This window comes from Klebsiella sp. GN_Kp190 (assembly GCF_040061795.1).
In the GTDB taxonomy this organism is placed as follows: Bacteria; Pseudomonadota; Gammaproteobacteria; order Enterobacterales; family Enterobacteriaceae; genus Klebsiella; species Klebsiella michiganensis.
Genome location: NZ_JBEAFN010000042.1, coordinates 1 through 20,192 on the forward strand (window position 1 = coordinate 1; position 20,192 = coordinate 20,192).

Below are 20,192 nucleotides of genomic sequence, written 5' to 3' on the forward strand. Positions count from 1 at the left end.
TGTTCACCTGGACAATCGACCAGGACAACGGCGTGCTGGTTAACGCCGCCCGTGAAGGTCTGGGCTATGAAATAGCGTCTGAAGTTATCGATATGGAGCCGTTCTATTTCGAAGGCATCAACGTCGACCCGGCGGATGAACCAGATGAAGAAGATGCGACTACCGACGTGAACCACGCGCCGAAAGCCGCCGTTGAACTGCGCGTCGTCGGCGGCTCTACCGTACAGCTTTCCGGTGAAGGATCCTCTGACGAAGATAAAGACGATATCACCTTCAGCTGGGGGGTTCCGTCTGAAATCACCGTGGCTGACAAAACCGTTCCCGTGATCGAGTTCGTCGTTCCGGACGTTTCCGTTAAAACCAACTTCCAGTTCACCCTGTTTGTCCGGGATGTCTGGGGTGAGCCTTCTACCCAGCAGCGTTTCGTGCTGGTCGCCGTTCCGGCTGCGTCTCAGATTCAGCCTGAGCCGGAAGAGGAAGATAGCGTTGTGCCAGTAGAGCCGGAAGAAGATACCACGCCGGCAGAAGATGAGACTTCCGGGGATGACGCGACTACGCCTTACCCGCTGTGGGATGCTGCTACCGTGTACGGTGGGAACTGGGGATCATTCGAAACGGTAAGCTGGAAAGGCCATAACTACCAGGTGAAATGGTGGTCTCAGGGCGACCAGCCGGATCTGAACTGCGCTGCGGGCCAGGCGTGGACTGACCTTGGTGCTTACTAATCCTTTTCATTAAAGGAAAAGGATTGAGTTCAACAATACAAGCCCCGGAAAACCGGGGCTTTTTCCACCAGGGAACGAGGAGTGTTGTCAATGACGGTCTCGATTAAAAACAGCCAGATCGATGTGAATAGCTGGTATCAAAAAATCACGTTAACCATCACCAATGAAAATAACCGTGCCGTGGATATGAATCATGCGGTCATTAGCTTTACCGGGTCCGGCCATCAGGATCCGTGGGGAAATTTTGGCGGTACCCTCAAAGGGGACATGCCTCTTACGTTAAGCGGTAAATCACAGGGGACCGTTGACGTCAATGAAATCATTATTAATAACAGCCGGCAGCTGTTACTGCAGCCGGGCGAAAGCGGTACGTTATTCTTCAGTTTTGCCGCCACTCAGGTTCCGGTAAAACTCTCGACCTTCACATTAACTCTGGCCTCTTCGGCACAAGACGAGACAACGGATGACGCTGCAGATGAGGTTGAGCCAGAACCTGAAGTTCCCGCCGATGATGATACTGATAGCCTGAAGCCCGAACCTGAAGACAATATCCCTGCTGATGAGGAAACGGATGAGGTTGCTCCGGAACCTCAAGAGCAGGGTGATGATGCGGTTGAGGAAGAGGAAGGGATGGTTATTGCGGCAAGCCAGCTGAGTACGACCAGCTGGTATCAGCGCGTCACCCTGACGCTGACCAATCTCTATTCCCACTCTATCGATCTTAATCAACTTAAGCTGGAGTTTACCGCCAGCGGGCATCCCGATCCTTACAGCCCGTTCAGCGGTTCTTTGCTCGGCAATAAGCCCGTGACGCTGGGCAGCGACGGCGGTTGGCCCATCGAGAAAAATACGATTACCCTTCATCATGATGGCGAGTTCTGGCTGACGGCCGGGGCCAGCGCCGAGCTGCAGTTCTTTCTTTCCGCGACCCAAACTCCGGTCACGATGAGCGGCTTAACCGCAACCCTGGCGCACGATCCTGGCCGTCAGGGGACGATTGAAATTCAGTTTCCACCGTTGGCGTAAAGCACAACCCTCAAGCCGACCATCGATCTGCGCTATCCAGACGCAACATCACAACGCTTTGCCGGCGAGTGGGGACAGGCTTTAGTCATCGGCGATCTTAGCGCCGGCGATTACGCTATCACCGTGCTGGAGCTGTGCAATGATGATATGCGGATCGCGCCTGTTGAATCGACGTATCCGCTTAAGCTTGTTTCCGGCCATGACGCCCAGACCTGCCGGGTTGCGTATCAATCGCCAGTACCGTTGGCTTCGGTACGCCTGACTGTCGATGCCCCTGAGTTCATCGGCGCGGAAATGGTGGTTGAGCTGTGGACGGAATCTGGCGTCTGCGAAAGAACCCTGACAATGCCCGTCAATCAAATGCAGCTGGTGACCCGGCTTACCGCGGGGCACCGCTATCAGATGGGTTTGCAACCTGCGGTTATCAATAACCAGATGGTGACGACTCCCGCCCAGCCGACTATTTTTACCCCTGAACAAGGGGTGGCGAAAGAGGTCCTCGTCGGTTTCCGGCAGACGGAGGTTGATAGCCATGATTTTGTTGAGGTTCAGGCCACTATACTGGGCTTGCCTGAGGGCGTTTCGCCCCAGCGCTATCGGTTCTGCTATGGGCAATATCAATATACTCTGATGCTGGAGAGCACTCCCCATCTGCAAACGCTGGCGATGCCTATGGCTCCTGGCCAGTACAGCGTTGAGGCGCCAGAGGTTTATCTCTCCGGGACGCCGTGGCGCTGTGAACCGGACGCGCCGCTGCGGCTGTTGCAAAGCGTCAACCATATCACCCTGGAGTTTGTTCAGGGCGTTCCCTTGCAGGTTAAAGGCTGGCCAAACTATCTCGCCCACGGTGGCGTGACGGTGAATGCGGCGGACACCGTATCGCTATACCGCGACGTCCCCTTCAGCGCCCTGTTTAAATACGATGGTTTTGATGGCGGCGGTGACCCCGTCCCGGCTGCGGAAGTGGATAAAAACGGCGACGGCTTTCTTGATTATGATTCGCTCCCGATTCACAAAACCGTTCCTCTGGTACGTGAGATTGAAAAAGAGGCGGGCCGTTGCGTAATGCCGGTCATGGTGGTGTATACCGCCAATGCCAGCGGCGGCAGCGCGCTCGCCGATCTCCAGGACGCTCAGCGGTTGCGTAACCATTTTGGCAACTTCATCACCCAGTGTCTCGCGGCGCAATCCTGGAAGGATGACGAGCATCCGGTTCCTGCCACCTTTGTGCTGAACCCCGATTTTCTTGGCGCGATGCAGCAGGAGCCGTATGGCTACGCTGCGGTGCGTCAAGCGAATAGCATGCAGGTTAATGTCCAACTGGCGGCCGCGATTAACGCTTTGCCTGCGCTTCCGGGATTCAGCGCGCCGGTGTTGCCGACTTTCTCTAACGATCTCTACGGTTATGTCCAGGCGATCAACTACCTTGTGCGGCAGTTCGCGCCGGATGTGGCATTCGGCTGGCAGACAAACGTATGGGCGACAGGAACGGCAGATTGGGTACTCAGGCCGAACGCCGATCCGGCCGCGCAGGGGACCGCTATCGCCAACTTTATCAATGAGCTGGGTGTCTATAGCGGTGAGTATGCGCCAGACTTTATCGCCTTTGATAAATTTGAGCGCGATTGCTTTAGCCCTGATGCATTAGCGCACTATGCCTGGAACGCGACCTGCTGGTTTAATTATCTGGGGATGGTAAAACACGCGGCTAAAGCGCTGCGTAAACCGGCAATGCTGTGGCAAATTCCGGGCGGCCATATGCCAACCGTGGATGAAGGCAACAGTAAAATTGCCGCCGCGCATTACGCATCGGGCGGAAGCTTCTTCATGGGCGATGCGCGTATTGGCTGCGATCTCGATACCATCGCGTCAGATCTGCTCAATACGACGGTGAATAGCGCAACTTACGGCGCGGCGACCGTCGGTGACTTTTTACGCCAGGATAAGGGTTACGACTGGGGGCAAATGCAGGCATTGAATCTACCCGACTACCATGTTTTCTCAGTACTGTGGGGCGGCGGCTCGACGGTAAGCATAACCACCATTCACTCTAATGGTGAAGATGGCGGTTGGCTTGCAGATAAAATGGTTGAGTATTATACCGCACCGGCCTATTTCAGTTAATGTCGCATTTACCCCGCCATAGCGCCTGAAAAATGCATCGCTGTTCATAGTGATTCAGAATATTTAATTTCTGAATCACTATTTTTTAGTGTATTTTTATTTCGTGAGAGATAGTTTCAGTAGTTATTTTATTGTTATGTTAATTTTTTGTTTTGCGATTTATTTGTGGTTGTTGAAGTTTATATTAAGAATTTGCGCTTTGTGCTAAGTATTGCGTTTTCGTGCTTGCGGCTAAAAATATACTTCCGGGAGGATGTTTATAATGAATTGAAGATAACCTCCGTTAAGTATATCTTGGGGTAATCTATGATTATGGTAATAATGAAAAATGAAATTAGACGTTGCTGAAAATGATAATGGGAATACCCTGCATTCCTATCTTTTTTCCCAACAGGCTAAACCGCATGCAGCGCTTGATGCACTCTTCGCCTCGCTATGGCCCTTCGGTAAACCTTTTAATTTGGCTCCCGGAGATGAGTTTTTACTGAATTCAGACGGGGAAAATAAAATTGTGCTGCTGGAGTCCGGTATATTTTCGTTTTGCCGCTGTGGCAGCGGACTTCATGTTAATTCCTCTTTTGCTCCCGCCATTATCGGATTAGTCGATAGTTATGGGGTGACTTACAATGTTCCGACCCGGCCAGAACACTTTCTGATAGCGGAAACGAAGTGCAGCGGGCGCGCAGTGTCTCTGCCCGACTTTATCAAGACTGTTGATGAGTGCGATCTGTGGCACGATGTCGCACGAATACTTGCCTATCGTCTGATGGTCATGAGCGTACGCGATCGTGAACTGGTTGGCGTGGACTCTTATCTGAAGGTGAGATCGTTATTAATCGAGCTTTGGGCTTATGCCAGCGAATATCGACAAAGTATTAATGTGCTTAACTTCATTCAACGCCGAACAGGAATATCCCGTAGCCGTACCATGAAGCTTCTCTCTGAACTGAAAAAAGGCGGCTATATAACTATTGATGGCGGCCGTTTAATAGATATGAAAAAATTACCCACGGCTTTTTAATACTTTTCAGGGCAAAGGTGTTTATTAGATTAGTAGTCACCTTTTAAACTTTCTTGGTACAGCAATCGTCGAGATATTCATATATTGATTATCCTGTCAATCATGCTAATGACGTAAAGAGAGATTTCCCATTGGTATAGTTTTTAAATATCTTATGGGGCATAAAAAGCGTCGACGATCGCGGCAATCGCTCATGCTTCATCCCATTCACGCTAAGCTAATACGCATAACCTTGAAGATGGCGATACGGATCCTTTCCTTATGGTCCGTTGAGGATGGAGCTGGCGTACCTCTGACTTCCTGTCCGGACAACGCAGCGCCCCCACTGACGATCGGACGGCCAATCTCTTAACGAGGGTTAATTCGTAAAAATCGAGTCTAATGGCAATTTAAAACTGATTTTTTCGAGGTTTCCGCATATGTATTATACTTTTATCGAGTTGTTTGCGGATAAGGTGAGGTAAAAGTGAAACATCTGCAGCGTTTTTTTCAGAGCGATGCTTCCGGGGGCATTATCTTAATCCTGGCCGCCATCATGGCCATGTTATTAGCCAATACCGGCATGACCAGCGGCCTGTATCGCTCTTTTCTGGAAACGCCCGTCCAGCTGCGCGTAGGTGCGTTAGAGATCAACAAGAACATGCTGTTGTGGATTAACGACGCGCTGATGGCGGTATTTTTCCTGCTTATCGGTCTGGAAGTGAAGCGTGAAATGAATCAGGGGGCATTGGCCAGCCGTCGCCAGGCGGTGTTTCCGGTGGTCGCGGCGTTGGGCGGCATGGTGGTGCCGGCGCTGGTCTACCTGGCGTTTAACGGCCAGGATTCGATTGCCAGAGAAGGGTGGGCAATTCCGGCCGCCACCGATATTGCCTTCGCGCTGGGCGTACTGGCGCTGCTGGGGAATCGGGTGCCCGCCGCGCTGAAGATTTTCCTGATGGCGCTGGCCATTATCGACGATCTGGGCGCCATTATTATTATTGCGCTGTTCTATACGCACGATCTTTCCGTCGTCTCATTGGTTGTCGCTGCCGGAGCCATTGCTGTGCTGGCGGGGTTAAATCTGTGCGGCGTACGGCGTACCGGGATCTATATTCTGGTGGGCGCCATACTCTGGACCGCGGTTCTTAAGTCGGGGGTTCACGCAACGCTGGCTGGGGTCATTGTCGGCTTTATGATCCCGCTAAAAGAGCAGAACGGCAAATCGCCGGCGAAGCAGCTTGAGCACGTGCTGCATCCGTGGGTGGCATTCCTGATCCTGCCCCTGTTCGCCTTCGCTAACGCGGGCGTTTCTTTGCAGGGCGTCACGGTCGAAGGGCTGACCTCACTGCTGCCGTTGGGTATTATTGCCGGGCTGTTTATCGGTAAGCCGTTGGGTATTAGCGTCTTCTGCTGGCTGGCGCTGAAGCTGAAATGGGCTTCGTTACCCGAAGGAACTACCTGTAAGCAAATTATGGCTGTCGGCATCCTGTGTGGGATTGGCTTCACAATGTCGATTTTTATTGCCACCCTGGCCTTCGGTAGCGTCGACCCCGGATTGATCAACTGGGCCAAGCTTGGCATCCTGATTGGATCGATATTATCGGCCGTCACGGGATACATAATATTGCGTAAGCGCGTAACGGATTCGGGCTACGCGGCTTAACATCTCACGGAGAGCCGCTACGGCTCTCCTGGACATTATCAGGGAGAGAAGCATGTCGCATATCAACTACAACCACCTGTACTACTTCTGGCATGTCTACAAAGAGGGCTCCGTTGTTGGCGCGGCGGAAGCGCTGTTCCTGACGCCGCAGACCATTACCGGGCAAATAAAGGCGCTGGAAGAACGCCTGCAGGGGAAATTGTTCAAGCGCAAAGGAAGGGGGCTGGAGCCTAGCGAATTAGGTGAACTGGTGTTCCGCTATGCGGATCGCATGTTTACGCTGAGCCAGGAGATGCTCGACATCGTTAACTACCGTAAAGAGTCGAATCTGCTGTTTGATGTTGGCGTTGCGGACGCGCTGTCGAAAAGGTTGGTGAGCGGCGTACTGGATGCCGCGGTCGTCGAGAATGAACAGATCCATTTACGCTGCTTCGAGTCGACCCACGAAATGCTGCTGGAGCAGCTAAGCCAGCATAAACTCGATATGATTATCTCCGACTGCCCCATCGATTCCACCCAGCAGGAAGGGCTGTTTTCGGTGAAAATCGGCGAGTGCAGCGTGAGCTTCTGGTGCATGAATCCGCCGCCGGAAAAACCGTTTCCCGGCTGTCTGGAAGAACGTCGACTGCTGATTCCCGGCCGCCGTTCCATGTTAGGGCGCAAGCTGCTGAACTGGTTTAACTCGCAGGGTTTGCAGGTGGAAATTCTGGGCGAGTTTGATGATGCGGCGTTGATGAAGGCCTTCGGCGCGGCGCACAATGCGATATTTGTCGCACCGACGCTCTATGCGCATGATTTCTATAGCGATGAGTCGATAGTCGAGATCGGACGCATGGACAACGTCATGGAGGAGTATCACGCCATCTTTGCCGAACGAATGATCCAGCATCCGGCGGTGCAGCGTATTTGTCATCGCGACTATTCGGCGCTCTTTACGCCGCCTCAGGCATAGGCCAGAACGGTTTCTTGCCGCACCAGTTCATGCGGAAGCATGAGCTGGCTGCGATAACCAGAACGCGAGTCGTGACGTATTACGTGATAAACGACAGGCATAAAAAAACCCGCTTTCGCGGGTTTTTTTACAAAGCGACAACAAGCAGGCGATTAAGCCAGTTTGTTGATCTGAGCGGTCAGGTTTGCTTTATGACGCGCAGCTTTGTTTTTGTGGATCAGACCTTTAGCAGCCTGACGGTCCACGATTGGTTGCATTTCGTTAAATGCTTTCAGTGCAGTAGCTTTGTCGCCAGCTTCAATAGCTGCGTATACTTTCTTGATGAAAGTACGCATCATAGAGCGACGGCTAGCGTTGTGCTTGCGGGCCTTTTCAGACTGAACGGCGCGCTTCTTAGCTGATTTGATATTAGCCAAGGTCCAACTCCCAAATGTGTTCTATATGGACAATTCAAAGGCCGAGGAGAATGCCCGTTTAGCCTTCTTTTGTCAATGGATTTGTGCAAATAAGCGTCGTTTAAACTAACAACGCTTTATTACGTAGTGATGGCGCAAGATTCTACCAGCTTGTTGCAGGCGAATACAGCCTTTCGACCATAAAAATCGACGACCCCGGAGAGATTTTCCCGCAATCTCGCGCTGAGTGAATGAATTCCCGGGATCTTTCGGTGAAGAGGTGCAATCGCTGGTTAACGTCGCCAGTTGTACAAGGTATACTCGGACGATTTTCACTGTTTTGAGCCAGACATGAAGCTGATACGCGGCATACATAATCTCAGTCAGGCCCCGCACGGGTGTGTGCTGACCATTGGAAATTTTGACGGCGTGCATCGCGGGCACCAGGCATTATTGCAGCGTTTGCGCGCAGAAGGTCGCCAGCGTGGCTTACCGGTGGTGGTGATGATTTTTGAACCACAGCCGCTTGAGCTTTTTGCCGCCGATAAAGCGCCCGCGCGTTTAACGCGCCTGCGTGAGAAGCTGAATTATCTGGCCGAAAGCGGCGTCGATTACGTACTGTGCGTACGCTTCGATCGGCGCTTTGCGGCATTGACCGCCCAGGACTTTATCAGCGAACTGCTGGTGCGCCAGCTGGGCGTCCAGTTCCTCGCCGTTGGCGATGATTTCCGCTTTGGCGCCGGTCGCCAGGGGGATTTCTTGTTACTGCAAAAAGCCGGCGTGGAGTTCGGCTTTGACGTCACCAGCACTCAAACCTTCTGTGAAGGCGGCGTGCGCATCAGCAGCACGGCGGTACGTCAGGCGCTGGCGGACGACGATCTGCCCCTCGCGGAGACGCTGCTGGGGCATCCGTTTACTATCTCCGGTCGCGTCGTGCACGGCGATGAACTTGGGCGCACAATAGGCTTCCCGACGGCGAATTTACCGCTGCGCCGTCAGGTTTCCCCGGTAAAAGGGGTCTATGCGGTAGAAGTGACAGGGCTTGGCGACAAACCTTTTATGGGCGTCGCCAACATTGGTACTCGTCCAACGGTCTCCGGCGTGCGTCAGCAGCTGGAAGTTCATCTCCTGGATGTTGTAATGGACCTCTACGGTCGCCATATAGATGTAATACTGCGTAAAAAAATACGTAACGAGCAGCGATTTGCGTCGCTTGATGAGCTGAAAACGCAAATCGCACGTGATGAGTTAACGGCCCGCGACTTCTTTGGGCTAACCGGCCAGGCATAACCCTGACGGTGTTTATCAAACCGAAATACGGAACCGAGAATCTGATGAGTGACTATAAATCGACCCTGAATTTGCCGGAAACAGGGTTCCCGATGCGCGGCGACCTCGCCAAGCGTGAACCGGGAATGCTGGCGCGTTGGACCGATGATGACCTGTACGGCATCATTCGTGCAGCCAAAAAAGGCAAAAAAACCTTCATTCTGCATGATGGCCCTCCTTATGCGAATGGCAGCATTCATATTGGTCACTCGGTTAACAAGATTCTGAAAGACATTATCGTTAAGTCCAAAGGGCTGGCGGGCTATGACTCTCCGTACGTACCGGGCTGGGACTGCCACGGTCTGCCGATCGAGCTGAAAGTGGAGCAGGAGTACGGCAAGCCGGGTGAGAAATTCACCGCCGCCGAGTTCCGCGCTAAGTGCCGTGAATACGCCGCCACCCAGGTTGACGGACAGCGTAAAGACTTTATCCGTCTGGGCGTGCTGGGCGACTGGTCGCATCCGTACCTGACCATGGACTTCAAAACCGAAGCCAACATCATCCGCGCGCTGGGTAAAATCATCGGCAACGGCCACCTGCACAAAGGCGCTAAGCCGGTGCACTGGTGCGTAGACTGCCGTTCCGCGCTGGCGGAAGCGGAAGTTGAGTATTACGACAAAACCTCTCCGTCCATCGACGTGGCGTTCCACGCGGCCGATAAAGCGGCGGTGCTGGCGAAATTTGGCGTGGCCGACGTCAACGGCCCGGTTTCTCTGGTTATCTGGACTACCACCCCGTGGACCCTGCCGGCGAACCGCGCCATCTCGCTCTCCCCGGAGTTTGACTATGCGCTGGTGCAGGTTGACGGTCAGGCGCTGATCCTGGCAAAAGACCTGGTCGACAGCGTGATGAAGCGCGCCGGCATTGCTGATTACACCATCCTGGCGGTGGTGAACGGCGCCGAGCTGGAGCTGATGCGCTTTAAGCACCCGTTCCTCGATTTTGACGTCCCGGCGATCCTGGGCGATCACGTCACGCTGGACGCGGGTACCGGTGCGGTGCATACCGCGCCAGGTCACGGTCCGGATGACTATGTTATCGGTCAAAAATATGGCCTGGAAGTGGCGAACCCGGTTGGCCCGGACGGCGCCTATCTGCAGGGAACCTATCCAACGCTGGACGGCGTAAACGTCTTTAAAGCCAACGATGTTGTCGTTGCGCTGCTGTCAGAAAAAGGCGCGCTGCTGCACGTTGAAAAAATGCAGCACAGCTACCCGTGCTGCTGGCGTCACAAAACGCCGATCATCTTCCGCGCCACGCCGCAGTGGTTCGTGAGCATGGATCAAAAAGGTCTGCGCAAACAGTCGCTTTCCGAAATCAAAGGCGTGCAGTGGATCCCGGACTGGGGCCAGGCGCGTATCGAATCGATGGTCGCCAACCGTCCTGACTGGTGTATCTCCCGTCAGCGCACCTGGGGCGTACCGATGTCGCTGTTCGTGCATAAAGAGACGCAAGAGCTGCATCCGCGCACGCTGGAACTGATGGAAGAAGTGGCGAAACGCGTAGAAGTCGACGGCATCCAGGCGTGGTGGGATCTCGATTCCCGCGACATCCTCGGCGCCGATGCGGATAGCTACGAGAAGGTGCCGGATACGCTGGACGTCTGGTTTGACTCCGGTTCGACCCACTCTTCCGTCGTTGACGTGCGTCCGGAGTTCGCCGGTCACGCCGCCGATATGTATCTGGAAGGCTCCGACCAGCACCGCGGCTGGTTTATGTCATCCCTGATGATCTCTACCGCGATGAAGGGCAAAGCGCCTTACCGCCAGGTACTGACCCACGGCTTTACCGTTGATGGCCAGGGCCGCAAGATGTCCAAGTCTATCGGCAACACCGTTTCTCCGCAGGACGTGATGAACAAGCTGGGCGCGGATATTCTGCGCCTGTGGGTGGCTTCCACCGATTACACCGGCGAAATGGCGGTCTCTGACGAGATCCTCAAACGCGCCGCTGACAGCTATCGTCGTATCCGTAACACCGCGCGCTTCCTGCTGGCGAACCTCAACGGTTTCGATCCGGCAAAAGATATGGTGAAACCGGAAGAGATGGTCGTGCTGGACCGCTGGGCAGTAGGCTGCGCGCAAGCGGCGCAGGACGATATCGTCAAAGCCTACGAATCCTATGACTTCCACGAAGTGGTGCAGCGCCTGATGCGCTTCTGCTCCATCGAAATGGGCTCGTTCTGGCTCGATATCATTAAAGATCGCCAGTACACCACCAAGGCTGACAGCATCGCGCGTCGTAGCTGCCAGACCGCGCTGTACCATATTGCCGAGGCGCTGGTGCGCTGGATGGCGCCGATCATGTCCTTCACCGCTGACGAAATCTGGGGTTACCTGCCGGGCGACCGCGAGAAATACGTCTTTACCGGCGAATGGTATACCGGCCTGTTTGGCCTGGACGCTGACGAAGCGATGAACGACGGCTTCTGGGACGCGCTGCTGAAGGTGCGTGGCGAAGTCAACAAGGTTATCGAACAGGCTCGTACGGACAAGCAGGTGGGCGGCTCTCTGGAAGCGGCGGTAATGCTGTACGCCGATGCCGATCTCGCGGCGAAGCTGAACGCGCTGGGCGATGAATTGCGATTTGTCCTGTTGACCTCAGGGGCGAACGTTGCCGATTATGCGCAGGCTCCGGCCGACGCCTGGCAGAGTGAACTGCTCAAAGGTCTGAAAGTCGTGCTGAGTAAAGCCGAAGGTGACAAGTGCCCGCGCTGCTGGCATTACACCACGGATATCGGCAAGGTGGCGGAACACGCGGATATCTGCGGACGCTGTGTCAGCAACATCGCCGGTGACGGCGAAAAACGTAAGTTTGCCTGATGAGTAAACCGATTTGTTCAACGGGGCTACGCTGGCTGTGGGTCGTCGTAGCCGTGCTGATTATCGATTTAGGCAGTAAATTCCTGATCCTCCAGAACTTCGCTCTGGGGGATACGGTGTCGCTGTTCCCATCGCTTAATCTGCACTATGCGCGCAACTATGGCGCGGCTTTTAGCTTCCTCGCCGACAGCGGCGGCTGGCAGCGCTGGTTCTTCGCCGGTATCGCTATCGGTATCTGCGTGATCCTTGCGGTGCTGATGTATCGTTCTAAGGCGACGCAAAAGCTGAATAATATTGCCTACGCCCTGATTATTGGCGGCGCGCTGGGGAATTTATTCGACAGGCTGTGGCATGGTTTTGTCGTCGATATGATCGATTTCTACGTCGGGAACTGGCACTTCGCCACCTTCAACCTCGCCGATACCGCTATCTGTATCGGCGCGGCGCTGATTGTGCTGGAAGGCTTTTTACCGAACGCGGCTGCGAAGAAACAGGCGTAACAAAACTCGCCCGGCGGCGCTGCCGCCGGGCAAAACAAGTGAGCAACCTGCATGTCTAAATCAGTACAGAGCAACAGTGCGGTGCTGGTGCACTTCACCTTAAAGCTCGACGATGGCTCCACCGCAGAGTCAACCCGCAATAACGGTAAACCCGCGCTCTTTCGCCTGGGCGATACCTCGCTTTCTGAAGGTCTTGAACAGCATCTGCTGGGGCTGAAAGAAGGGGATAAAACCACCTTTTCGCTGGAGCCGGACGCCGCGTTTGGCGTACCGAGCCCGGACCTGATTCAATATTTCTCGCGCCGGGAGTTTATCGACGCGGGCGAGCCGGAAGTCGGCGCGATTATGCTCTTTACCGCAATGGATGGCAGCGAAATGCCCGGCGTGATCCGCGAAGTGAACGGCGATTCGATCACCGTTGATTTCAATCATCCGCTGGCCGGGCGTACCGTTCATTTTGATGTTGAAGTGCTGGAGATCGATCCGGCGCTGGAGGGGTAAAATGCAGATTCTGTTGGCTAACCCGCGCGGCTTCTGCGCAGGCGTTGACCGCGCTATCAGCATTGTTGAAAACGCGCTGACGCTATACGGCGCGCCGATCTACGTGCGTCATGAAGTCGTGCACAACCGCTATGTTGTCGACAGCCTGCGTCAACGCGGCGCTATTTTTATCGAGCAGATTAGCGAAGTGCCGGACGGCGCCATCCTGATTTTCTCCGCCCACGGCGTCTCTCAGGCCGTTCGCAACGAGGCGAAAAGCCGCGATTTGACGGTTTTTGACGCCACCTGCCCGCTGGTGACTAAAGTGCATATGGAAGTCGCCCGCGCCAGCCGCCGCGGCGAAGAGTCCATTCTGATTGGCCACGCCGGTCACCCGGAAGTTGAAGGCACCATGGGGCAGTACAGCAACCCGCAGGGGGGGATGTACCTGGTGGAATCGCCGGACGATGTCTGGACGCTGGACGTGAAAAACGACGCTAAGCTGTCGTTTATGACCCAGACGACGCTCTCCGTCGACGATACCTCCGACGTGATTGACGCTCTGCGCGAGCGTTTCCCGAAAATCGTCGGGCCGCGTAAAGATGATATCTGCTACGCCACGACTAACCGTCAGGAAGCCGTCCGCGCGCTGGCCGGGCAGGCCGACGTGGTGCTGGTGGTGGGGTCGAAGAACTCCTCGAACTCTAACCGCCTGGCCGAGCTGGCGCAGCGGATGGGGAAAGCGGCCTATCTGATTGACGACGCGACCGATATCCAGGAAGCCTGGGTCAAAGAAGCGGATTGCGTCGGCGTGACCGCGGGCGCATCGGCGCCGGATATCCTGGTACAGAACGTGATTTCGCGTTTGCAGGAGCTGGGCGGCGGAGAAGCGGTGCCGCTGGAAGGCCGCGAAGAGAACATCGTTTTCGAGGTGCCGAAAGAGCTGCGCGTAGATGTCCGTGAAGTAGAGTAAGTTCTTTTCCGCCGCAGTATGAGAAGATGCCAGACTTAACGTCTGGCATTTTTTATGGAGAAACGATGCGCTTACCTATCATTCTGGATACCGATCCCGGCATTGATGACGCCGCGGCGATTGCCGCCGCGCTGTTTGCCCCCGAGCTTGATCTGCAGCTGATGACTACGGTGGCGGGCAACGTGTCGGTGGAGAAAACGACCCGCAACGCCCTTCAGCTTCTGCATTTCTGGAACGCCGATGTTCCCCTGGCCCAGGGCGTGTCGATGCCGCTGGTTCGCCCTCTGCGCGACGCCGCCTCGGTGCACGGCGAGTCCGGAATGGAAGGCTACGATTTCGTTGAACATCACCGCCAGCCGCTGGCGAAACCGGCGTTTCAGGCGATCCGCGACGCGCTGATGCACGCCCCGGAGCCGATGACGCTGGTGGCGATCGGCCCTTTAACCAACATTGCGCTTCTGCTGACCCAGTATCCCGAATGCCGCTTTAATATCCGTCGCCTGGTTATCATGGGCGGCTCCGCCGGGCGCGGCAACTTTACGCCGAATGCGGAATTTAACATCGCCATCGACCCGGAAGCGGCGGCTAAAGTGTTCAACAGCGGGCTGGATATCGTCATGTGCGGGCTGGACGTCACCAATCAGGCGATGCTGGCGCCGGATTACCTCGCCACTCTGCCAACGTTGAATCAGACCGGGAAAATGCTGTACGCGCTGTTTAGCCACTACCGTAGCGGCAGCATGAGCAGCGGGCTGCGTATGCACGACCTGTGCGCGATTGCGTGGTTGGTTCGCCCGCAGCTCTTTACCCTTGAACCGTGCTTTGTGGCGGTAGAAACCCAGGGCACATGGACCTCAGGCACCACGGTGGTTGATATCGAGGGCAGGCTGGGCCAGCCGGCAAATGCTCAGGTGGCGCTGGGGCTGGACGTCGAAGGATTTCAGCGCTGGGCGGCCGAGGTGATTGCCCTGGCGCCTTAACCGGGGGACGAAGCGGCCGGCGAGGCGCTCAGGTATTGTGAGTGGCATCAACGACGTTGCGCCATAGCGCGCCCGCTTCATCCGTCCACATAAGCAGTAAGAGCGAAGCTAATCGTTCTGCCGCCGCGGAGAGAGGTCTGTTCTTTACGCGGATCATACCAAGCGTCCGCCGGATAACCGGCTCCACGAGCGGAACGCTCACGACGGTGCTATTGCCGCTATGGGGCATTGCCAGACAGGGAAGCGCCGAGACGCCCAGTCCGGCTTCGACAAGGCCGAGCGAGGTCGACAAATGCCTGACTTCATAAAACCAATCCAGTCGCCAGGGCTTATCCGCCAGGCATTTCTCTATTAACTGTCGGTTGCCGCTTGATTTCCTGACGCCGATTAAGGTCTGGCTCACCAGTTCCCGCCATTCGACTAATTTTCGACACGCCAGAGGGTGGTCTTGCCGACAGGCCAGAACAAAAGGTTCATTCACCAGGGGGATAAAATCGATGTCTGGATATGTGATGAAGTTCATGTTTATTCCAAAATCAACTTCGCCTTTTCGTACCGAGTTCATGCACGTTTCTATACCTTGTTCATAAATTCGTACTTTGATGTTGGGGTAGTTTTTATTAAATTGCACGATAGCGCGCGGTAAAAAGTAAAATACGGCGGTCGGAATGCAAGATAGCGTAACGGTATCATGTAATTGAGACGTTGAATCGTTGAGGTTAAATATTGCCGCATCAAGACTGGAAATCAACGCTTTGGCCTTGGGGAGAAGTATTTTTCCGGCCTGGGTAAGCGCAAGTTTTCGCGTGGTTCGTTCGAACAGCGTAATATTCAGATGACTCTCTATTTTTTTTATCTTTTTGGTGAGTGCCGGCTGTGAGAGGCTGAGCTGCTCGGCGGCTTTGCTAAATGAGCCAAGCTCTGCCACCGTGACGAAAGCTTTCATACCGGATAGTTCATTTTTCATTATTGCTCCGTAGGGTTTAATAAGCGTTGTTCTAAGTAGACGACAAGTCATTATTAAGCAGACATGCTTTTTTATTAATACTTAGCAGGAATAACTCTTATGGCAAAATTTTATCAACCAGCGAAATTCTTGCAAGTAGAATGCATTGGTAAAATACCTGGCGTGATTTATCTGGCCGTTAATTAAGTAAATAAAAACCTTAAAGAACATAAAACCAATTAAATTCACGCGGCATTTTATTCAATTCTTCTATTTATTTCTGGCGGATAAGGAACATGCTATGAAGAGCATTCCCTGTGTATTAATGCGTGGAGGGACATCAAAAGGTGCCTTTCTATTAGCAGATGATTTACCCAAGGATATTCAGAAACGTGATGAGTGCTTGTTAACCATAATGGGATCCGGTCACGAGCTGGAGATTGACGGTATTGGCGGAGGGAGCCCGCAAACCAGTAAAGTGGCCATTATTAGCCAATCCCTTAGCGACAAAGCGGATATCGATTATCTGTTTGTTCAGGTCATCGTCAATGAACGGCGGGTGGATACGACGCCAAACTGCGGCAATATGCTGTGTGCGGTTGGCGGCTTTGCCATTGAACATGGGTTGGTTAAGGCGCTGTCGCCGGTTACGCGAGTGCGTATAAGAAATGTGAACACCAATACCTTTGTTGACGCTGACGTTCAAACACCAGATGGAAAGGTTATTTATGAAGGCAATACGCAAATCGATGGCGTTCCAGGCCATGCCGCGCCGGTTGCGCTGACTTTTCTGAATGCCGCGGGCGCAAAATCCGGCCAGCTTTTCCCAACGGGCAATCGTATGGAAGTCTTTGATAATGTACGAGTGACCTGTATTGATATGGCGATGCCTATGGTGGTGATCCCGGCCCAGAGTCTGGGAAAAACCGGATATGAATCTGCCAGCGAATTAGATCGGGATACAGCCTTACTCAAATCGCTGGAATCTATTCGCCGTCAGGCCGGGAAGGCGATGGGGTTTGGGGATGTGAGCAATATGGTTATCCCTAAACCGGTTCTGATTTCTCCGGGGCTAAGCGGCGGAACGATAAATGTACGTTATTTTATGCCGCATAACTGTCATAAATCGCTGGCGATTACCGGCGCTATCGGTCTGGCAAGCGCATGTGTTATTCCAGGCACTATTGCGAATGAACTGACGAAGCTATCGGGCGATGGCGTTATTACAGTCGAACATCCCAGCGGGGGGATCGACGTCGATTTAAGTCATACAGCTGAGCGCCCGGAGGATATTCGGGCATCGGTTATACGTACCGCGCGGAAAATCCTTTCAGGAACGGTTTACATCCCCGAATAAATATCCACCCTCCGATTATCTATCAATCCACCGTAGAAGAGGAGAGGGGAGGCATGTGAATACGTTCAACAAGCATCCTCAAATATTGAGTGCAGGTAAGGAATGGAAATGCAAAATAATAAATTATGGAAGCTGCTTGTTATTATAGCAATACCGTTACTCATCAGTTTATGCCCGGCACCGGAAGGATTATCAACACTTGCCTGGGTATTATCCGGTATCTATCTGGCAGCGATTGTAGGTTTAGTGATTAAACCGTTTTCTGAACCCGTGGTATTGCTGATCGCCGTTGCGGCATCAATGGTGATTGTGGGCAATTTGGGTGACGGTTCGATAAAAGCCGCCAGCGTATTAAGCGGATACTCATCAGGTACCACCTGGTTAGTCTTTTCTGCATTTACCCTGAGCGCGGCATTTGTGATTACCGGATTGGGTAAAAGAATTGCTTATATTCTTATCGGCAAGATTGGCAGCACGACGTTGGGCCTTGGCTATGTTACCGCTTTTCTTGACCTGATTCTGGCGCCCGCCACGCCGTCGAATACGGCCCGCGCCGGCGGCATCGTCTTACCCATAATCAATAGCGTCGCCGTCGCCTTAGGGTCAGAGCCGGAGCGGAGCGCGAAGCGCGTGGGCCACTACCTCATGCTGAACATCTATATGGTTACTAAAACGACCAGCTACATGTTCTTCACCGCCATGGCCGGGAATATCCTTGCGCTGAAAATGATCGAAGATATTTGCCACATAAAATTGAGCTGGGGAGGATGGGCGCTGGCCGCAGGACTACCTGGCATCATTATGTTGCTGCTGACGCCGCTGATTACCTACAAGCTGTATCCGCCAGAATTAAAGCGGGTTGATAATAAAAAGATCGCTCAGACAGGCATAGACGCTTTGGGGCCCATGACGGTGCGGGAAAAGATGCTCTCTTGCCTCTTTGTTCTTGCGCTCGGCGGTTGGGTATTCAGCAGCGCCCTGGGGGTCAATGAGTCTACCGTTGCGATCTGCGTAATGGCGCTGATGCTGGTATTGAAAATCGTCACCTGGGATGACGTGATTAAGAATAAAGGAGGATGGAATACGCTCATCTGGTACGGGGGCATTATTGGTTTAAGCTCATTGCTCTCTAAGGTTGGATTTTTCGTATGGCTAGCAGAGGCGCTTAAAAATAATATTTCCTTTGATGGCCACGGCAATGTCGCTTTTATTGTGATTGTCGCACTGAGCATATTGGTTCGTTATTTCTTCGCGTCAGGTAGTGCTTATATTGTCGCGATGGTACCGGTCTTTGCCATGCTGGCGAATGTTTCTGGCGCACCGATAATGCTCACCGCGCTCGCGCTATTATTCAGCAACTCTTATGGTGGCATGGTAACCCACTACGGCGGTGCGGCAGGGCCAGTTATTTTTGGCGTTGGCTATAATGATATCAAATCATGGTGGATTATTGGTGGGATATTAGCATTGCTGACTTTTATTCTGCAAATCACCCTCGGGGTATGGTGGTGGGAGATGTTAATCGCCTGGGGAGTAATTTAAATAATCTTTAAGGAGATGAAGGTTTGCCCGGGCATCCTCTGATGCCCAGGGGGAAGTCCTCTTATTAAGAAAACATAGCCTTTTAGCAAGGTGAGGTGCGATATATTTATGTCTCCAGTTACGATTACGTTGTCGCTATTGGTTTTTTCTATTGTCATGTTTGTTTGGGAAAAAATACCTTTAGCGGTAACGGCCATGATTGTTTGTATTACTCTGGTGGTGACCGGGGTTTTTGATGTCAAAACGGCTTTTGCCGGTTTTATTAATCAAAATGTGATTTTGTTTGTGGCTATGTTTGTGGTTGGCGGCGCCTTATTCGAAACCGGGGTGACGGATAAAATTGGTAGTATGGTTACACGCTACGCCAGGACAGAAAAGCAGCTGATAGTCGTCATTATGCTGGTTTGCGGAACGCTTTCCGGGCTGCTATCCAATACCGGCACGGCGGCGGTCCTCATTCCTGTGGTGATTGGCGCAGCGATGAAATCAGGATATGCCCGGTCGCGCTTGCTTATGCCGCTGGCTTTTGCCTCGGCGCTGGGAGGGAATTTATCGCTGATCGGCTCACCCGGCAATCTGATCGCGCAGTCGGCGCTGGAGCAGGTTGGCCAACGCTTCGGTTTTTTTGAATATGCTAAGCTAGGCATTCCAATGCTGGCCTGCGGCATACTCTATTTTGTGACGATCGGCTATCGCATATTGCCAAAAACGAATGCGGCCCAGCCTCAAAGTGTTAATAATATTAAAGCGCAGTCATGCCCGAAATATAAGCAGGTGATTGCGCTATCGGTATTAATCCTGACCGTACTGGGCATGATTTTCGAAAAACAGCTGGGTTTGCCGATTGCGATCGTCGGTTCAATTGGCGCATTGTCGTTGATTGTGACCCGGGTTATTACGGAAAAACAGGCTTACCAGGCCATCGACTCGCAGACGATTTTCCTCTTCGGCGGCACTCTGGCATTAGCAAAAGCGCTGGAAACCACCGGCGCTGGCGCCATTATGGCGCGCTCAATTATCGCGTTATTAGGCCAGCAGGCGTCGCCTTTCTTACTTCTGAGCGCCGTATTGATAATCTCCTGCGCGTTAACCAATTTCATGTCGAATACGGCAACCGCCGCTTTATTAATGCCGATTGGCCTGTCTATTGCTCATTCTATGGGCGCCGATCCCCGGGCGGTGTTAATGGCGATTGTTATCGGCTGTTCATGTGCTTACGCAACGCCGGTGGGCACCCCGGCTAATATGATGATTTTTTCCGCGGGTGGCTACAAATTTGTCGATTACGTTAAGGTTGGATTGCCGCTTATTTTGATATCGGTCATTGTCAGCTTTATTTTGCTGCCTGTTTTCTTCCCATTTTATTAATCGCGGTCAG

The 20,192-nt window shown here is 53.4% G+C and carries 14 protein-coding genes and 2 pseudogenes; 14 read left to right on the forward strand and 2 right to left on the reverse strand.

The window, feature by feature from the left end:
• The 5 genes and pseudogenes from ABLU67_RS22875 to nhaR form a co-directional block, all read left to right on the forward strand.
• A pseudogene (locus ABLU67_RS22875) lies at positions 1–725 on the forward strand (chitinase); the annotation flags it as partial.
• 90 nt (positions 726–815) lie between these two features.
• Positions 816–3,875 (forward strand): annotated as a pseudogene (locus ABLU67_RS22880) (chitinase).
• 328 nt (positions 3,876–4,203) lie between these two features.
• Positions 4,204–4,896, forward strand: a complete 693-nt coding sequence (locus ABLU67_RS22885) for a winged helix-turn-helix transcriptional regulator (RefSeq protein WP_025108496.1) — start codon at positions 4,204–4,206, stop codon at positions 4,894–4,896.
• Positions 4,897–5,362: 466 nt separating this feature from the next.
• The gene (gene nhaA, locus ABLU67_RS22890) at positions 5,363–6,538 is read left to right on the forward strand and encodes a Na+/H+ antiporter NhaA (RefSeq protein ID WP_025108497.1); all 1,176 of its coding nucleotides are present in this window, start codon (positions 5,363–5,365) and stop codon (positions 6,536–6,538) included.
• A gap of 52 nt (positions 6,539–6,590) precedes the next feature.
• Positions 6,591–7,490 carry a transcriptional activator NhaR gene (gene nhaR, locus ABLU67_RS22895; RefSeq protein ID WP_014227863.1) on the forward strand — a complete coding sequence of 300 codons (900 nt, stop codon included), beginning with the start codon at positions 6,591–6,593 and terminating at the stop codon, positions 7,488–7,490.
• Positions 7,491–7,642: 152 nt separating this feature from the next.
• Here nhaR and rpsT read toward each other — a convergent pair whose 3' ends face one another.
• Entirely contained in the window at positions 7,643–7,906 is a 264-nt protein-coding gene (gene rpsT / locus ABLU67_RS22900) for a 30S ribosomal protein S20 (protein WP_003018940.1), read from the reverse strand.
• Positions 7,907–8,236: 330 nt separating this feature from the next.
• Here rpsT and ribF point away from each other — a divergent pair, with 330 nt between their 5' ends.
• The 6 genes from ribF (at position 8,237) to rihC (ending at position 14,969) form a co-directional block, all read left to right on the forward strand.
• Complete coding sequence (gene ribF / locus ABLU67_RS22905) at positions 8,237–9,175, forward strand: bifunctional riboflavin kinase/FAD synthetase (protein WP_004098483.1); 939 nt, start codon at positions 8,237–8,239, stop codon at positions 9,173–9,175.
• 44 nt (positions 9,176–9,219) lie between these two features.
• Positions 9,220–12,036 (forward strand): isoleucine--tRNA ligase, encoded by a 2,817-nt coding sequence (ileS, locus tag ABLU67_RS22910; protein ID WP_348852544.1) that lies wholly within the window; start codon positions 9,220–9,222, stop codon positions 12,034–12,036.
• Complete coding sequence (gene lspA, locus ABLU67_RS22915) at positions 12,036–12,536, forward strand: signal peptidase II (protein ID WP_004098485.1); 501 nt, start codon at positions 12,036–12,038, stop codon at positions 12,534–12,536. Before ileS ends, lspA begins: the two co-directional genes overlap by 1 nt.
• Before the next feature lie 51 nt (positions 12,537–12,587).
• Positions 12,588–13,037, forward strand: coding sequence for an FKBP-type peptidyl-prolyl cis-trans isomerase (fkpB, locus tag ABLU67_RS22920; protein WP_004098486.1), 450 nt, complete (start codon positions 12,588–12,590; stop codon positions 13,035–13,037).
• Between the two features lies 1 nt (position 13,038).
• Positions 13,039–13,989 (forward strand): 4-hydroxy-3-methylbut-2-enyl diphosphate reductase, encoded by a 951-nt coding sequence (gene ispH, locus ABLU67_RS22925; RefSeq protein WP_014227866.1) that lies wholly within the window; start codon positions 13,039–13,041, stop codon positions 13,987–13,989.
• 65 nt (positions 13,990–14,054) lie between these two features.
• Entirely contained in the window at positions 14,055–14,969 is a 915-nt protein-coding gene (gene rihC / locus ABLU67_RS22930) for a ribonucleoside hydrolase RihC (protein ID WP_348852545.1), read from the forward strand.
• Between the two features lie 28 nt (positions 14,970–14,997).
• On the opposite strand, the gene ABLU67_RS22935 is transcribed toward rihC, so the two are convergent.
• On the reverse strand, positions 14,998–15,936 hold the full coding sequence (locus ABLU67_RS22935) for a LysR family transcriptional regulator (protein WP_064406666.1): 939 nt from the start codon (positions 15,934–15,936) through the stop codon (positions 14,998–15,000).
• 280 nt (positions 15,937–16,216) lie between these two features.
• Here ABLU67_RS22935 and ABLU67_RS22940 point away from each other — a divergent pair, with 280 nt between their 5' ends.
• The 3 genes from ABLU67_RS22940 (at position 16,217) to ABLU67_RS22950 (ending at position 20,182) form a co-directional block, all read left to right on the forward strand.
• A complete protein-coding gene (locus ABLU67_RS22940) occupies positions 16,217–17,272 on the forward strand; it encodes a 4-oxalomesaconate tautomerase (protein ID WP_049084034.1) in 1,056 nt (351 codons plus the stop codon).
• Positions 17,273–17,380: 108 nt separating this feature from the next.
• The gene (locus ABLU67_RS22945; RefSeq protein WP_004098491.1) at positions 17,381–18,814 is read left to right on the forward strand and encodes an anion permease; all 1,434 of its coding nucleotides are present in this window, start codon (positions 17,381–17,383) and stop codon (positions 18,812–18,814) included.
• Positions 18,815–18,922: 108 nt separating this feature from the next.
• Positions 18,923–20,182, forward strand: coding sequence for an SLC13 family permease (locus tag ABLU67_RS22950; RefSeq protein WP_128696683.1), 1,260 nt, complete (start codon positions 18,923–18,925; stop codon positions 20,180–20,182).
• The last annotated feature ends 10 nt before the right edge of the window (positions 20,183–20,192 follow it).

Coding starts and splice junctions, on each gene's coding strand:
- ileS (WP_348852544.1), top strand. CDS start 9,220: ATGAGTGACTATAAATCGACCCTGAATTTGCCGGAAACAGGGTTCCCG.
- ABLU67_RS22940 (WP_049084034.1), top strand. CDS start 16,217: ATGAAGAGCATTCCCTGTGTATTAATGCGTGGAGGGACATCAAAAGGT.
- ispH (WP_014227866.1), top strand. CDS start 13,039: ATGCAGATTCTGTTGGCTAACCCGCGCGGCTTCTGCGCAGGCGTTGAC.
- ABLU67_RS22950 (WP_128696683.1), top strand. CDS start 18,923: ATGTCTCCAGTTACGATTACGTTGTCGCTATTGGTTTTTTCTATTGTC.
- ABLU67_RS22885 (WP_025108496.1), top strand. CDS start 4,204: ATGAAATTAGACGTTGCTGAAAATGATAATGGGAATACCCTGCATTCC.
- lspA (WP_004098485.1), top strand. CDS start 12,036: ATGAGTAAACCGATTTGTTCAACGGGGCTACGCTGGCTGTGGGTCGTC.
- ABLU67_RS22945 (WP_004098491.1), top strand. CDS start 17,381: ATGCAAAATAATAAATTATGGAAGCTGCTTGTTATTATAGCAATACCG.
- fkpB (WP_004098486.1), top strand. CDS start 12,588: ATGTCTAAATCAGTACAGAGCAACAGTGCGGTGCTGGTGCACTTCACC.
- nhaR (WP_014227863.1), top strand. CDS start 6,591: ATGTCGCATATCAACTACAACCACCTGTACTACTTCTGGCATGTCTAC.
- ribF (WP_004098483.1), top strand. CDS start 8,237: ATGAAGCTGATACGCGGCATACATAATCTCAGTCAGGCCCCGCACGGG.
- ABLU67_RS22935 (WP_064406666.1), bottom strand. CDS start 15,936: ATGAAAAATGAACTATCCGGTATGAAAGCTTTCGTCACGGTGGCAGAG.
- rihC (WP_348852545.1), top strand. CDS start 14,055: ATGCGCTTACCTATCATTCTGGATACCGATCCCGGCATTGATGACGCC.